The organism is Streptococcus sp. 27098_8_134 (assembly GCF_041431675.1).
Lineage (GTDB): Bacteria > Bacillota > Bacilli > Lactobacillales > Streptococcaceae > Streptococcus > Streptococcus sanguinis_R.
The window spans coordinates 24,279-38,850 of the sequence record NZ_JAPVYD010000005.1 but is presented as its reverse complement, the minus strand read 5'-3'; the positions used below and the strand labels follow the sequence as shown (position 1 = coordinate 38,850).

Below are 14,572 nucleotides of genomic sequence, written 5' to 3'. Positions count from 1 at the left end.
TATGAGCCATTTGAAATATATCTTCTTTGATTTGGATGGAACTTTAGTTGACAGTTCAAAGGGCATCCAAAAATCCTTTGAATACAGCTTTAAACAACTTGGAAAAGAGTGCCCTGAAGAAAGTATTATCAAAAGTTTTATGGGGCCGCCTCTGGAAGTAAGCTTCGCCTCCGTTCTTGAAGAAAGCCAAGTCCCAGAAGCGATTAACTATTATCGTAGCTTCTATAAGGAAAAAGGTATCTGGGGCGTTCGCCTCTATGAAGGGATACCAGAATTGCTGAAACAGTTAAAAGAAGCCGGCTATCAGATTTATGTAACAACGAGTAAAAATCAACCCACAGCACAAGATTTATTAGCAAATCTAGCTATCTTTGACCAATTTGATGATATTTTTGGCTCACTGCCGGATTCATTCCATAAAGCAGATGTTCTGCGTCGAGCATTGCAAAAACTAGATGCAAATCCAGAAGAAACCATAATTATAGGCGATACAAAGTTTGATATAATTGGCGGTAAAGAAGTAGGAATCTCAACTCTAGGAGTCCTTTGGGGCTTTGGCAGTCAAAAAGAGTTACTAGAAAATGGAGCAGATTTACTAGCTGATTCTCCCAATCTCATTTTAAAAATATTGAATGAACACTTTTCATAACTTTACACACCTGTCAATCCAGATAAGTTTGTAACCTTTAAATCTTTATCTAAACTATCATTTTCTGCTTATAAATTGTCAATTTTTTGTAAACCAAAAAACCACAGAGTTTCTGTGGTTTTCTTATTTTTATCTTAGTAACCCCAAGCTGAAAGTCCTTGAGCACTATAGGCGCTATAGGCTGATTGAATTTGATCATCAACAGTAGCTGTTGATCCCCAACCTGGCATCGTTTGGAAAAGGCCACTAGCACCTGAAGGGTTGTAAGCATCTACTTGACCATTTGATTCACGGGCAATAATAGCTTCCCAAGTTGATGCAGGAACACCTGTCATTTCTGCCATACGTGATGCTGCATAAGAACCAGTTGCACCAGCGGTATTACCATTGCTAAGTACAAGGCCTCCTGAAGTTGCTGCTGAATTAGCTGTTGCTGCAGGTGCTGCATAATTATTTACGGGAGTTGCAGTTGCTGCTACGCTTGTTTCAGACGTTTTGGCACTATTTCCAAGTTCCAAGATTTGACCAACACGGATGTGATTTGGATCTGCAATCTTGTTTAACTCTACTAATTTCTCAAGAGTTGTATTTTTTTCGTTAGCAATAGCTGATAAAGTATCACCGGCTTCAACTGTATAGGTCTCAGCATTTGCAATACCTGAAACCAAGAAAGCCGCTGCAGCGACTGCACCTGTTAAAGTCCATTTTGCTGTTTTTTTGTTCATTAAAAAGTAATTCTCCTTTCGGTGATAATACTATCTTACACATAAAATATTACCAAAAAGTTACATTACCAAGTCAAACGTTACAAGAACATTTAGTTTAGACGTTAAAAACAGACTTTTAGAGCTTTTTTGCCAAATATTTTCTTTGACCAAGTAAAAAATAGACAAGTTTAACTTATACTATTCTCTAAAAACACTTTAAACAGCAGGTCAGTTTTTCAATATATAAAGTAGAATACCTAATATAAGTAAGCTAATAATAGCCAAGCTGTCATTTCTTTTCCATGCTAATCGGCGAAAACGTGTCCGACCTTCACCTCCATTATAGCCACGTGCTTCCATGGCAATAGCTAGAGCATCTGCCCTTTTAAAACTAGAAGCAAACAAAGGGATTAGAATGGGAATAATAGATTTAACCTTTTGAACAAGCTTTCCCTCGCCAAAGTCAACACCACGCGCTCTCTGGGCGTTCATAATCCGAGTAGTATCATCCATCAACGTTGGAACGAAGCGCAGGCTCATAGAGAGCATCAGGCCAATCTCATGTGCTGGCACCTTGAAAACCTTCAGAGGTTTCAGCAAAGACTCAACCGCATCGGACAAGCTTAAGGGCGTCGTTGTCAGAGTCAGAAGAGTAGAAAAGAAAATAATCAGAATAAAGCGACTAAAAATAATACCAGCCTGTGACAGTCCTGCTTCTGTAATTCTGATAAAAGCGAATCGAAAGATTGTGGCCCCTCCCGAGGTCAAAAACAGCTGAAACAAGGTGGTAAAAGCTATGATAAAAACCATGGACTGGATACCCTTTAAAAAGAACTTCAAAGGAACCTTGGACAGCAAGACCAAACTAAAAACGAAAACAAACAACAGCAGATTGGTCACAAGATTATTAGCCCAGAAAATTAATAGAATAAAAAGAAACATCGCCAGCAACTTGCTCCGCGGATCCAAACGATGAATAATTGAATTTCCGGGAATATAGCGACCTAAAATCAACTTATCCATGCAAGATCTCCTTGAATTCTTCAATTGTAATAGGATAATGCGAGAAAGTCATCCCTTTCTCCACCAATTCGTGAGCAAATTTTGTAATCTTGGGAACGCCCAATTGAATACTCTCCATAAAATCCAAATCCTGAAAGACCTGAGCAGGCTGGCCGCTCTTGACTACTCTGCCCTTATCTAAAACATAGACTGTATCAGCAAAGTTGGCTACATCATCCATTAGGTGTGTTACCAAAACAATGGTCATACCGGCACGATGCAGCTCTTCAAAGAGCCTCATCAGTTCTTTTCGACCAGATGGATCAAGTCCTGCTGTCGGCTCGTCCAAAACCAAGATATCAGGCTCCATAGCCAGTATACCTGCTATGGCCACCCTACGCATCTGGCCACCAGAAAGTTCGAAAGGACTGCGATTGAACAAATCCTCAGAAATTCCGACTAAGTGCAGCTTTTCACGCGCCAAAGCTTCCGCTTCTTCCTTAGAAACACCAAAATTCTGAGGACCAAAAGCCACATCTTTCAAAACTGTTTCATCAAAAACTTGACTTTCTGGAAATTGAAAGACCAGACCGACCTTCTTGCGTACCTGTTTAATGTCTTTATTGACGGAATCAGCTGTGATGACTGTACTGCCTACTTCAACACTGCCCTGATTGGGAACCAGCAAGCCATTTAAAAGCTGGAGAATGGTTGACTTACCGCTGCCTGTATGGCCGATAAGAGCGGTATAGCTGCCGGATTTTATCTCCAAATCCACCCCAAAAAGCGCTGGTCCCTCAAAAGGGGTGCCAGCTTGATAAGTATAACTTACATTTTTGAGAGTAATGCCCATAGTTGATCCTTCAATTCTTTTTCTGTTAAGTAAGAGTCTGGCAGAGGAAGCCCTGACTGACGCAAAGTCGTCTTTACCTGATTAACAAATGGCTGATCCAATCCTAGCTCTTCCAAATCTTCTCGAGAAAAAAGTTCTCTCGGGGTAGCGGTAGATTCAACCTGACCCTCTTTCATGACCAAAACACGGTCGCTTAAGGCTATTTCATCCAGGTCATGAGTGATAGAAATGACGGTCAGTTGATTACTATCTTTAATTTTTTTCACGGTCTGGATAAGATCCAAACGTCCCTCTGGATCTAGCATGCTGGTTGCTTCATCCAAAATAATAATATCCGGTCTCAGAGCTACCACACCTGCAACAGCTACCCGCTGTTTCTGGCCTCCAGAAAGACGAGCTGGTTCACGCTCCTTAAAATCCTGCATGCCGACAAACTCTAATGCCTGCTGGACTCGCTCTACCATCAGATCATAGTCCAGCCCTTGATTTTCCAAACCAAAGGCTACATCGTCTTCTACAGTTGCACCGACAAACTGATTATCTGGATTTTGGAATACCATGCCAATCTGTCGACGCTTTTCCCAAACGTTTTCAGCTGTCAGCTTATCGCCTGAGATAATAATATCTCCGCTTTCCGCTTCTAAAAGACCGTCAATCAAACGAACTGTGGTTGATTTTCCACTGCCATTATGACCGACAATAGACAGCCATTCCCCTTTTTTTACCTGAAAGGAGACATCGTTTAAAGTGTAATTCTCAGACTCACTATCGTATTTGTACTTAAGATTTCTTACTTCGATGATATTTTCCATATTATTTAAAGGTATCTTTAAAGAGATAGGCACTTCCCTTGAAGTAGTCATATCCAGAATAAATCGTAAAGATTAAAGCGATATACAGAAGGACTTGCCCTAAGAGAGTCCAATGAATCAGTAGAAAAATAATAGCAAACATCTGCGTGAAGGTCTTGATTTTACCTGGCATAGCAGCCGCTAAGACTGTACCGCCTGTTTCCACTAAAAGCAAGCGTAGACCTGTTACTGCCAATTCCCGGCAAATAATAATAGCCACAACCCAGGCAGGAGCCATTTTCATCTCGATCAACATGATAAAAGCAGACATCACTAAAAGCTTATCAGCCATGGGATCAGCAAATTTACCAAAGTTTGTTACCACTTCCCACTTTCGAGCCAAATAACCATCTAGATAATCAGTTATACTAGCAAAAGCAAAGATAAAAGCTGCCAAAATATGCATGATGGAAGAATGACCGAATGTTAAAATCACAACAAATACAGGGATTAAAGCAATCCTGACAAGAGTTAAGGCATTTGGAATATTTTCTTTTTTCATGGGATTCCCTTCGTTTTTATCCTTTCGTAATGTTCAAACTAATGGTTCCACTATCGCTAGTCAAAGCCGAAGTATCTAGTTTTTTTCCCTCTATCGTCACAGTTGCTCCTTTAACAGGTGCTAACGTTATAAGATACTTATTGCCTGGCTCAAGAGCAACCGTCTGGCTTGATTTTTCAGGAGATAAGGTGATGCCTTCGGCTAGTTCTGAATCGCTTATGCTTACCAAATTGGTCGTTTGCTCCACAGAAACGGTCACTTTGACAGGCTGACTTGCTCCGCTGTACTCAGCAGTCAAATTATCTCCGCTTCCACTAACTGTCAATTGCCCAGCTGAGGAAGAAACTGACTTAGAATCAGCCGAAGAAAAGGAACTCATCTGACTGTTAGTACTTGTAGAAGACACCAGACTATAATTATTGTCAGATGCTTTGAAACTTACCGAATTAGTATGAGCATAGCTCCAGATATAGTAAGCTACGAAAGCAGCAATAGCTGAAGCCAATAAGAGAAAATAGAACAAGGGCAGAAAAGAGCTTTTATTTTTATTTTTTCTACTCCTGAATTCCTCATCTGCTGCCAGTGCCACTTCATCAAAGACAATCATCTCACCAGCTTCGTAAGCCTCCAGAATAATAGATTCATCCAAATCTACAGCCCAAGCATATTTCCGCAAGAAGCTGCGGGCATAGAAAGGACTAGGAAGCAAATCATAGTCATTTCGTTCCAGCGCTTCCAGCAAATCCTGCTGGATATCTGTCTTTTTTGACAATTCCTCTAAGCTAAGCCCTTGATTGGTCCGGGCAAGCTTCAACACTTCTCCTATCGTTTTTTTTCTCATACGTACTTTTCCCTTATTTCTATTCTTCACTATTTTAACAAAATTTTAAAAACGATTCTGGAATTATTTTGAAAAAATAGTAAAATCTGTCATATCACACTGATCGATAAATCGATGACCTAGTTTTATCACATCATTCAAGCTGATGTCCTGTAAAATTTTCGGCAAATCAAACAGATTCTCAGCCGTCAAATGCGGTTCATATTGGGTTGCAATATACTCAAGCGAGTTTAAACCATGCAGAAAATCACCAAACATCTCACTTTTAATCGTATCCAAATGCTCTTCTGTCACATCTGGATCCTTATCAAAATTCTTGATGGCTGAGCGAAATTGATGAGAAAGTCCCACCGGCTCCTGAGTGTCCATCGTCAGCATGACAAAGTGAAAATCTTTTTCTACTTCCACTTCCAGCGTTAAAGAATTATCCATTTTCCCACTTTCATAGAGGGACTGGAAACGCTTGGAAGTCCAGCCAAACATCATGGCAAATAGGAGTTTCAAAGTGATTTTATAGCGATACAACTCCGATTCATCAACAAAGTCCGTACCTCGAATCCCAACTGCCAGTTTTGGACTAGCCACCTCCATTCGGTAGGTATCCGTTGACACAACTGGGTGAAGGCTAACAGGAATTTTTTCAATCGGTTCCGAACTCCCAGCAAAAACTAGTTTTTCCTGCTGTTCTGCAATCTCTGCAGCTATCTGTTCCAAATCAAAATTACCAATTACAAACAAAGTCATATTAGAAGGATGATAAAAGTTACTGAAATTTTCCTTCAAATTTTCGACGGTAATCTCAGAGATGGACTCTTTCGTTCCTGCAATGTCTTCTGCCAGAGGTGTTTGAGGATAGAGATTGGCCAAGGCTCCAAAAAAGAGATGATAATCCGGATTATCCTGATACATTTCAATTTCTTGGCCGATAATATCCTGTTCCCGCAAAATGGATTCTTTTGTGAAATCAGCCCGATGCACAAGTTCTTGCAAAAGCTGTAGATTTTCTGAAATGTTATCTGTTGCAGAAAACAGATAGCTGGTCCGAGTAAAGCTTGTAAAGGCATTGCTCTCAGCCCCTAACTTAGTAAATTCCAGCAGCAAATCCTTTCCCTGCGGGCCTTCAAAAAGCTTATGTTCCAAAAAATGAGCTATTCCAGCCGGATATTGAGTGACCTGCTTGGTTTCACGTGAAACAATCCCTGTATCCACTGAACCAAAATTAGTTGAGATAATCCCATAAGTTTCATTAAAATCATTTTTAGGTAGAAGAAAAACACGCAAACCGTTTGCTAATACTGTCTGATAGACAGTTTCTCCTACTGCTGAATAATTGATTTTTTCTAGCACTTCTCCCTGCATTATTTTCCTTCCATAAAGTAAATAGCTTGTAATTTTAAGAGACCAGCTGCCTTGATAATATCATCCTTACGAACCTGTTCCAAAGCTTTCAGCCAAGCTTCAAGAGATAAGAATTTGTTCCCTAAAACAGAAGCCATATAAGCTCTCTCTAAGATTGTATTCTGTCGATCCTGAGCTAACAATACCGAATTTCTCAGCATTTTCTTGGTTTGATTCAGTTCTTCCTGACTAAAATTCCCACGCTTCAAATCAAGAATCTGTCGGTTGATTAAAGCAACTGTTCTGGTCCGATTGCTGCGGTCAATACCAGCGTAAATCCGCATCATTCCTGAAAAAATATCAAAATTGCTAGAAATTGTATAAGCCAGCCCTTCCCTTTCACGAAGATTGACAAATAATTTCGAATGGGCAAAACCACCTAGCAAAGCATTTAAAACGACCAAAGGCAGGTGCTCACTCTCTCCGTACTGAATAGGGAAGTGATAACCTAACTCAATAATTGACTGATGCACGTCCTTCTGCTCCAGTCCTTCTCGCAAAACATTGGAATATTCTTGCTGATAAACTAACTGAAGTTCTTGCTGGCGAGGTGCAAAATTGAAAGATTGAATTTTCTCCCGAACAGCAACTTCATTAAAGTCCCCAATAAAGAAAAAGTCAATCTGATTTTCCTGAAGCATCTGCTGAAAAGCAGCAAAACTACTTGTAGCGGTCTCTTTCTGGATTAATTCAATCGTCCCAACACGAGGCATCTGCATTTCCTCGACTTCATAAAAGAGTTTATCTAATTCTCGATGAGCATGATAAAAATGATTCTCAATTTCAGCTTCCAAATCATTCAAGATATTTTTCTTCTCAATTTCAAAAGCAGATTCATCAAAAGCGTCCTGACTTACCAATGGAGAAAACAAGCTGGCTTTCAAAAAATCAAGCATGGCATCTGTCAGGACATTCTTGCGACTCAAAAATTTATCCCGCACAAAAGAAAGATTGATATCTAAATAATGGACCAATCCTCTCCTTGAAAGACTCGTAGAATAATCAGCTCCATACAAATTGGCCAAACGTTCCCTGAAGGCCTGCGAAGTAGGATAAACCGCATTGACAGTTTCTAGCATACTGGCTGTTAAAACCCGACCAGCTACTGTTTCTTTGGACATAGGCGCTGAAAAACGAACCCTAATTTTGTTTGTTTTAAATTTTTCTGATTGAATAAAATGGAGACGAACTCCTTTAGTGATTTCCATGACGCCCCTCATACTGAATAATATAGACTACTATTATATCATGAAATGCCTCTGATTTGTTTGTTCTACCAAGCTTTTTGCTGATTAAAACGTTTTCTGATAACAGGAGAAAATTTCCGATTTTATCCAAAGCACCTCAGCACTTTTTACTAACAAATATGGTATAATGACAGGGTTGAGGTGAAATATGGAATACAAATTATTTGATGACTACATCACGCTACAAGCCCTTTTAAAAGAAACAGGAATTATCCAAAGCGGCGGAGCAATTAAAACATTTCTAAGTGAATATCCAGTTCTTTTTAACGGTGAGCCAGAAAACCGTCGGGGAAAAAAACTCCGTGTCAATGATATCGTCTCCCTTCCCGAGCAAGGAATCGAAATTAATCTGACAGCTCCTAGTCAAGAAGAAATTCTGCAACACCAGAAAGAAATCGCAGAAAAAAAACGAGTTGCTGAACTTGTCAAAGCCATGAATAAGGATTTAAAAAAATCTCAGACTTCTAAAAAAGAAAAGCGTAAGAATACAGGGCTACCTAAAAAGCAGAAAACTACTAAAAGCCCTGTTCGCTTCCCTGGTATCTAATCATGTGGCTACAATCATTAAAAATCAAGCATTTCCGAAATTATCAGGAAGCTGATATTGACTTCCATCCTGGCTTAAATGTCTTTCTAGGCCAGAACGCACAAGGTAAAACCAATATTTTAGAAGCTGTTTATTTCCTAGCCTTGACAAGAAGCCACCGCACACGCTCAGATAAGGATCTGATTCATTTTACAGAAAATGACCTCCTTGTCTCTGGCCTCTTAGAAAAAAAGACTGGTAAAGTTCCCCTTGACATTAACTTGACACCAAAAGGTCGCATCACAAAAGTCAATCACTTGAAACAAAGTAAATTATCAGACTATATTGGAACTATGAATGTTGTTCTTTTTGCTCCTGAGGATTTACAGCTGATTAAAGGTTCTCCCAGTCTACGCCGTAAATTTATAGACATTGAGCTTGGACAAATTAAGCCTGTCTATCTATCGGATTTATCCAATTATAATCATGTCCTTAAACAACGCAATGCCTATCTGAAAGCTAATGACAAAGTTGATGAAACCTTCTTGACTGTCCTTGATGAGCAACTGGTTGACTACGGCTGTCGTGTAATCAGGCATCGGTTAGATTTTTTGCAAAAATTAGAAAGCTTTGCTCAGGACAAGCACTGGGACATTTCTCAGAATCTGGAAAAGTTGACTGTCAAGTATCTGTCATCTATTCCTTTACAAAAAATTGACAATTTAGAAGAAACTTACCGCTCTTCCTTAATAAGCAGCCGTAAACGTGATCTATTCAAAAAAAATACAGGTGTTGGTCCTCAACGTGACGATATTGCTTTTTTTATCAACCAGATGGATGCCAACTTTGGTAGCCAAGGTCAGCATCGCAGTCTTGTTTTATCACTGAAACTAGCCGAAATCAAGTTAATAGAAAGCATTACAAAGGAAACACCTATTTTGTTGCTTGACGATGTAATGAGCGAACTTGACAATAACCGTCAACTAAAATTATTAGAAACTATCTCTCAGAATATTCAAACTTTCATTACTACAACAACTTTAGAACATTTAAAAAATCTTCCACAAGATATAAAAATTTTCACCATCCAGCAAGGACAAATTGTATCTCAATCCTAGCATTACACAAACTTTACGTTTTTGTAAATTTCATTTACAAAATATTGCTTATAGTGTAAACGAATTATATCGAATTGTTATTAGAACAGCTTTTATAGTCTTTTAAATTGTAAACATATGTCAATTTAAATCGTAAATTTAAAACGAGGTTAGGAAAAATTCCCGACCTCGTTTCATTTTTTTATTGAACTGAATAGTTAGGGGCTTCATTTGTAATTTGCACATCATGAGGGTGACTTTCCTTTAATCCAGCACCACTCATCTCAATAAACTGAGCATTATCGTGAAGTTCTTGCAGATTTGCAGCACCAACATAGCCCATTCCAGAGCGGATACCACCCAGCATCTGGAAGACAATATCTGCAGCAGCTCCCTTGTAAGCCACACGGCCTTCAATTCCTTCTGGAACTAGCTTATTAGCTTCATTAACAGACCCTTGGAAGTAACGGTCACTAGAGCCCTTCTTCATAGCGGCAATAGAGCCCATACCACGATAAGTCTTAAATTTCCGACCTTGGAAGATTTCCGTCTCGCCTGGCGCTTCGTCTGTTCCTGCAAACATTGAACCTAACATAACAGCATTTCCGCCTGCAGCCAAAGCCTTGACAATATCTCCAGAATACTTAATTCCACCATCAGCAATGATGGTTTTTCCATATTCACGTGCCACAGCAGCCGCATCATAAATAGCCGTTACTTGAGGAACACCAACACCAGCAATGACACGGGTTGTACAGATAGAACCTGGGCCAATTCCGACCTTAACAACATCCACACCTGCATCAAAAAGTGCACGCGCACCCTCAGCAGTTGCAATATTTCCAGCAATCAAGGTGCGATCAGGGAAATGAGCACGAATCTCAGCAATCTTGCGCAAAACCCCAGCTGAGTGTCCATGAGCAGTATCAATAACAATCGCATCTGCACCCGCTTCAAAGAGAGCTTCTGCACGTTCAAAAGTATCTGAAGTAACACCGACAGCACCAGCGACCAAAAGACGACCAAATTCATCTTTAGCAGCATTTGGAAACTCAATAACCTTTTCAATATCTTTAATGGTAATCAAACCTGAAAGGCAGCCCTTATCATCAACCAAAGGCAACTTTTCAATCCGGTGTTCTTGCAAAATACGCTCTGCAGTTCCCAAATCTGTTCCAACAGGCGCCGTTACAAGATTCTCACTGGTCATATGGCGAGAAATAGGTTGGTCATAGTCAGAAATAAAACGCAAATCACGATTAGTTAGAATCCCTACTAACTTACGATTTTCAAGAGTTTCTACAACAGGAACACCACTGATGCGGTAACGTCCCATTAGCTCATCTGCTTCAGCAATCGTATGCTCTGGCGTTAGGAAAAAAGGATCAATAATAACGCCATTCTCAGAACGTTTAACCTTTCGAACTTCATCGGCCTGTTGCTCAATAGACATATTTTTGTGGATAACTCCAAGACCGCCAGCACGGGCAATAGCGATAGCCATCTGACTCTCTGTAACAGTGTCCATAGCGGCAGTAATGATTGGGATATTCAAGGTCAAATTCTCAGCAAGCTTGGTACTCAAATCAGCATCGTTGGGCAGTACATGGCTCTCAGCTGGAATCAGCAGCACATCATCAAAGGTAAAACCTTTTTTTAAAAATTTAGTGTCCCAGTTAGACATCCACAGTTTCCTCTTTTCCTTCTTATTTGAACTAATACCCAAAGAAAATTGAAGTTCAGATTTCTTTGAATAAGAGCTGGTTTTTTTGTTGTTAATATCATACCATTCTATAGGAAATTGTCAATCATTATTATACAAAAAATAAAAACCATCATTTTTTAAACTAAAAACGATAGTTTTTGTGATTCATAATCAATAATATTCGTTATTTAAAATAATTAATCCCCATCGCAGACTTCACTTCCGAAAGAGTCTGACCGGCAGTCTGACGTGCCTTATCGCATCCTTCTTGCAGCATCTGATAGACCTGTCCCATGTCTTTAGCAAACTCCACACGACGCTCACGAATCGGACCTAACTCTCGCTCTAAAATTTCTAACAGATAGCGTTTGGTTTTGACATCTCCCAGACCACCTCTTTGATAATGCTCTTTCATTGCAGCAATATCAGCAGCATCTTCGGGGCGGCCAAAAACATCCAGATAATGAAAGACCATATTTCCCTCAACTTTTCCAGGATCTTCCACTCTGATATGATTAGGATCTGTATACATGCTCATAACTTTCTTTTGCAGAATATCCATATCATCTGCCAGATAAATACCGTTATTGAGAGATTTAGACATCTTAGCATTGCCATCCAAACCAGGCAAACGTCCAGCTGCTTCATTTTCAGGATAAATTCCTTCCGGTTCTACCAAAACATCTGTCTGGTAAGCGTTGTTAAAAGAACGAACAATCTCCCGAGTCTGCTCAATCATAGGCTTTTGATCATGTCCTACTGGTACATAATTAGCTTTAAAAGCAGTGATATCTGCTGCCTGAGAAATAGGATAAACTAAAAACCCAGTCGGCAAACTTTCACCAAATCCTTTTTGCGCAATCTCAGTCTTGACAGTAGGATTACGCTCAAGACGAGCCAATGACACCAAATTCATGTAATACATTGACAACTCTGCCAACTCAGGAATCTGACTTTGAATAAAAATAGTCACCTTTTCAGGATCCAATCCAGCCGCTAGATAATCTAAAGCTACATTACCAATGGACTCAACAATTGTTTGGGGGTCCTTTGCATGATCTGTCAAAGCTTGCTGATCAGCCAAAAATACGAACATCTCATATTTACCTTGATCCTGCAAAAGCACGCGGTTCCGTAAACTTCCTACATAATGACCAATATGCAATTTTCCTGTCGGACGATCTCCTGTTAAAATAATTGGTTTAGTCATTTATTACTCCTCAATTTATAATGAGTTCATTATATCATTTTCAATGAAAATGAGAAAGAAGTTTCTAGAAAAAAGCAAAAAATCCAGTTTTTACAATTTTATTGACAAGCCTTTACAACATTTGTAAACTTAATTGACAAACTATTCTAGCTGTAAAACCTAAAAGTCTTAGTTCATTCTATTCTCCTTTTTTCTTTCTGCTTTGATTTTTTCTTTTTATCTCAGAATTATTTGAAAAAAGTTCTGTTTTCTAGTAAAATGAAGAAGATTATATATATAGGAGAAAGACATTGCTTACAGTATCAGATGTATCACTGCGTTTCAGTGACCGAAAATTGTTTGATGAAGTCAACATCAAATTTACAGAAGGAAATACTTATGGATTGATTGGAGCTAACGGCGCTGGAAAATCAACCTTTTTAAAAATTTTAGCTGGTGATATCGAGCCAACAACAGGCCACATTTCTCTAGGACCAAATGAACGTCTTTCAGTCCTCCGCCAGAACCACTTTGACTATGAAGAAGAACGGGCTATTGATGTTGTAATTATGGGAAATGAGCATCTCTACAACATCATGAAAGAAAAAGATGCTATTTATATGAAGCCTGATTTTTCTGATGAAGACGGTGTACGTGCGGCCGAGCTTGAGGGAGAGTTTGCTGAACTAGGTGGTTGGGAAGCTGAAAGTGAAGCCTCACAATTATTGCAAAATCTCAATATTCCGGAAGATCTTCACTACCAAAATATGAGCGAGCTCTCTAACGGAGACAAGGTTAAAGTACTCTTAGCCAAAGCCCTTTTTGGTAAACCTGATGTCTTACTTCTGGACGAGCCAACTAACGGTTTGGATATTCAGTCTATTACTTGGCTGGAAGACTTTCTTATCGATTTTGACAATACAGTTATTGTTGTATCCCACGACCGCCACTTTTTGAATAAAGTCTGCACTCATATGGCCGACCTTGACTTTGGAAAAATCAAGCTCTATGTCGGAAACTATGATTTCTGGAAAGAATCAAGTGAACTAGCGGCTAAGCTGCTCGCTGACCGAAATGCCAAAGCAGAAGAAAAAATCAAGCAACTTCAAGAATTTGTTGCTCGTTTTTCTGCCAATGCTTCAAAATCAAAACAAGCAACTTCTCGTAAAAAGATGCTTGACAAGATTGAGTTAGAAGAAATTGTTCCATCTAGCCGTAAATACCCATTTATCAGCTTCAAAGCAGAACGTGAGATCGGTAATGATCTCTTGACAGTGGAAAACCTTTCTGTCAAGATAGACGGAGAAACTATTCTTGATAATATTAACTTCATTTTACGTCCTGGCGATAAAACAGCTTTGATTGGTCAAAATGACATCCAAACAACAGCTTTAATTCGTGCTTTAATGGGTGATATTGAGTATGAAGGAACTGTCAAGTGGGGTGTCACAACCAGTCAATCTTACCTACCAAAAGATAATTCTCGTGACTTCGCTAGTGGTGAATCAATCCTTGACTGGCTGCGTCAATTTGCTAGCAAAGAAGAGGATGACAACACCTTCCTCCGAGGTTTCCTTGGACGCATGCTTTTTTCTGGAGATGAGGTTAACAAGTCTGTCAATGTCTTGTCAGGAGGAGAAAAAGTTCGGGTTATGCTATCTAAGCTGATGTTGCTTAAATCCAACGTTTTAGTCTTGGACGATCCAACCAATCACTTAGATTTGGAATCAATCTCCAGCTTAAATGATGGCTTGAAAAACTTCAAAGGATCCATTATTTTTGCCAGTCACGACCATGAATTTATTCAAACCTTGGCCAACCATATCATTGTCCTGTCTAAAAATGGTGTGATTGACCGCATTGACGAAACCTATGATGAATTCTTGGAAAATCAAGAAGTTCAGGCAAAAGTCAAAGAACTTTGGAAAGATTAATCTCTTGTCAATTTACGTTTACAAAGCTTTACAGAGGCATGAAACAACGTTTCTGCCTCTTTCTATATAAG

The 14,572-nt window shown here is 39.3% G+C and carries 14 protein-coding genes; 4 read left to right on the top strand and 10 right to left on the bottom strand.

The window, feature by feature from the left end; translation table 11 throughout:
- The first annotated feature begins 1 nt into the window (after position 1).
- Positions 2-649 (top strand): HAD family hydrolase, encoded by a 648-nt coding sequence (locus O3620_RS10700; protein ID WP_002920018.1) that lies wholly within the window; start codon positions 2-4, stop codon positions 647-649.
- Between the two features lie 134 nt (positions 650-783).
- On the opposite strand, the gene O3620_RS10695 is transcribed toward O3620_RS10700, so the two are convergent.
- From O3620_RS10695 to yfmF, 8 genes are all read right to left on the bottom strand, one after another.
- A complete protein-coding gene (locus O3620_RS10695) occupies positions 784-1,374 on the bottom strand; it encodes a LysM peptidoglycan-binding domain-containing protein (protein WP_002894257.1) in 591 nt (196 codons plus the stop codon).
- Between the two features lie 210 nt (positions 1,375-1,584).
- Positions 1,585-2,379 carry an energy-coupling factor transporter transmembrane protein EcfT gene (locus O3620_RS10690; RefSeq protein WP_002920019.1) on the bottom strand — a complete coding sequence of 265 codons (795 nt, stop codon included), beginning with the start codon at positions 2,377-2,379 and terminating at the stop codon, positions 1,585-1,587.
- A complete protein-coding gene (locus O3620_RS10685; protein ID WP_002920021.1) occupies positions 2,372-3,211 on the bottom strand; it encodes an energy-coupling factor ABC transporter ATP-binding protein in 840 nt (279 codons plus the stop codon). The genes O3620_RS10690 and O3620_RS10685 overlap by 8 nt, the downstream gene beginning before the upstream one ends.
- Positions 3,187-4,023 (bottom strand): energy-coupling factor ABC transporter ATP-binding protein, encoded by an 837-nt coding sequence (locus O3620_RS10680; RefSeq protein WP_002920024.1) that lies wholly within the window; start codon positions 4,021-4,023, stop codon positions 3,187-3,189. Before O3620_RS10680 ends, O3620_RS10685 begins: the two co-directional genes overlap by 25 nt.
- Position 4,024: 1 nt before the next feature.
- Positions 4,025-4,564, bottom strand: coding sequence for a CDP-diacylglycerol--glycerol-3-phosphate 3-phosphatidyltransferase (gene pgsA / locus O3620_RS10675; RefSeq protein ID WP_002894267.1), 540 nt, complete (start codon positions 4,562-4,564; stop codon positions 4,025-4,027).
- A gap of 16 nt (positions 4,565-4,580) precedes the next feature.
- Complete coding sequence (gene rodZ, locus O3620_RS10670) at positions 4,581-5,435, bottom strand: cytoskeleton protein RodZ (RefSeq protein WP_002920025.1); 855 nt, start codon at positions 5,433-5,435, stop codon at positions 4,581-4,583.
- Positions 5,436-5,468: 33 nt separating this feature from the next.
- Positions 5,469-6,764 (bottom strand): EF-P 5-aminopentanol modification-associated protein YfmH, encoded by a 1,296-nt coding sequence (gene yfmH / locus O3620_RS10665; protein ID WP_371601722.1) that lies wholly within the window; start codon positions 6,762-6,764, stop codon positions 5,469-5,471.
- On the bottom strand, positions 6,764-8,011 hold the full coding sequence (yfmF, locus tag O3620_RS10660; protein ID WP_317627793.1) for an EF-P 5-aminopentanol modification-associated protein YfmF: 1,248 nt from the start codon (positions 8,009-8,011) through the stop codon (positions 6,764-6,766). The genes yfmH and yfmF overlap by 1 nt, the downstream gene beginning before the upstream one ends.
- A 187-nt stretch (positions 8,012-8,198) precedes the next feature.
- Here yfmF and yaaA point away from each other — a divergent pair, with 187 nt between their 5' ends.
- Together yaaA and recF are read left to right on the top strand one after the other, a co-directional pair.
- Positions 8,199-8,597 (top strand): S4 domain-containing protein YaaA, encoded by a 399-nt coding sequence (gene yaaA, locus O3620_RS10655; RefSeq protein ID WP_002920027.1) that lies wholly within the window; start codon positions 8,199-8,201, stop codon positions 8,595-8,597.
- A gap of 2 nt (positions 8,598-8,599) precedes the next feature.
- Positions 8,600-9,694, top strand: a complete 1,095-nt coding sequence (recF, locus tag O3620_RS10650) for a DNA replication/repair protein RecF (protein ID WP_002908353.1) — start codon at positions 8,600-8,602, stop codon at positions 9,692-9,694.
- Positions 9,695-9,875: 181 nt separating this feature from the next.
- Here the strand turns inward: recF and guaB are convergent, their stop codons facing one another.
- A complete protein-coding gene (guaB, locus tag O3620_RS10645; protein WP_032908038.1) occupies positions 9,876-11,357 on the bottom strand; it encodes an IMP dehydrogenase in 1,482 nt (493 codons plus the stop codon).
- A gap of 205 nt (positions 11,358-11,562) precedes the next feature.
- Positions 11,563-12,588: a tryptophan--tRNA ligase gene (trpS, locus tag O3620_RS10640; RefSeq protein WP_002908355.1), complete on the bottom strand. Its 1,026-nt coding sequence runs from the start codon at positions 12,586-12,588 to the stop codon at positions 11,563-11,565.
- A 290-nt stretch (positions 12,589-12,878) separates the two neighbouring features.
- Between trpS and O3620_RS10635 the strand changes: the two genes are divergently transcribed.
- The gene (locus O3620_RS10635; protein ID WP_002899531.1) at positions 12,879-14,501 is read left to right on the top strand and encodes an ATP-binding cassette domain-containing protein; all 1,623 of its coding nucleotides are present in this window, start codon (positions 12,879-12,881) and stop codon (positions 14,499-14,501) included.
- Positions 14,502-14,572 lie beyond the last annotated feature (71 nt).

What these genes read in the sequence shown, in the direction of transcription:
- O3620_RS10700 (WP_002920018.1), top strand. Translation starts at nt 2, where the DNA reads ATGAGCCATTTGAAATATATCTTCTTTGATTTGGATGGAACTTTAGTT.
- O3620_RS10695 (WP_002894257.1), bottom strand. Translation starts at nt 1,374, where the DNA reads ATGAACAAAAAAACAGCAAAATGGACTTTAACAGGTGCAGTCGCTGCA.
- O3620_RS10690 (WP_002920019.1), bottom strand. Translation starts at nt 2,379, where the DNA reads ATGGATAAGTTGATTTTAGGTCGCTATATTCCCGGAAATTCAATTATT.
- O3620_RS10685 (WP_002920021.1), bottom strand. Translation starts at nt 3,211, where the DNA reads ATGGGCATTACTCTCAAAAATGTAAGTTATACTTATCAAGCTGGCACC.
- O3620_RS10680 (WP_002920024.1), bottom strand. Translation starts at nt 4,023, where the DNA reads ATGGAAAATATCATCGAAGTAAGAAATCTTAAGTACAAATACGATAGT.
- pgsA (WP_002894267.1), bottom strand. Translation starts at nt 4,564, where the DNA reads ATGAAAAAAGAAAATATTCCAAATGCCTTAACTCTTGTCAGGATTGCT.
- yfmH (WP_371601722.1), bottom strand. Translation starts at nt 6,764, where the DNA reads ATGCAGGGAGAAGTGCTAGAAAAAATCAATTATTCAGCAGTAGGAGAA.
- yfmF (WP_317627793.1), bottom strand. Translation starts at nt 8,011, where the DNA reads ATGGAAATCACTAAAGGAGTTCGTCTCCATTTTATTCAATCAGAAAAA.
- yaaA (WP_002920027.1), top strand. Translation starts at nt 8,199, where the DNA reads ATGGAATACAAATTATTTGATGACTACATCACGCTACAAGCCCTTTTA.
- recF (WP_002908353.1), top strand. Translation starts at nt 8,600, where the DNA reads ATGTGGCTACAATCATTAAAAATCAAGCATTTCCGAAATTATCAGGAA.
- guaB (WP_032908038.1), bottom strand. Translation starts at nt 11,357, where the DNA reads ATGTCTAACTGGGACACTAAATTTTTAAAAAAAGGTTTTACCTTTGAT.
- trpS (WP_002908355.1), bottom strand. Translation starts at nt 12,588, where the DNA reads ATGACTAAACCAATTATTTTAACAGGAGATCGTCCGACAGGAAAATTG.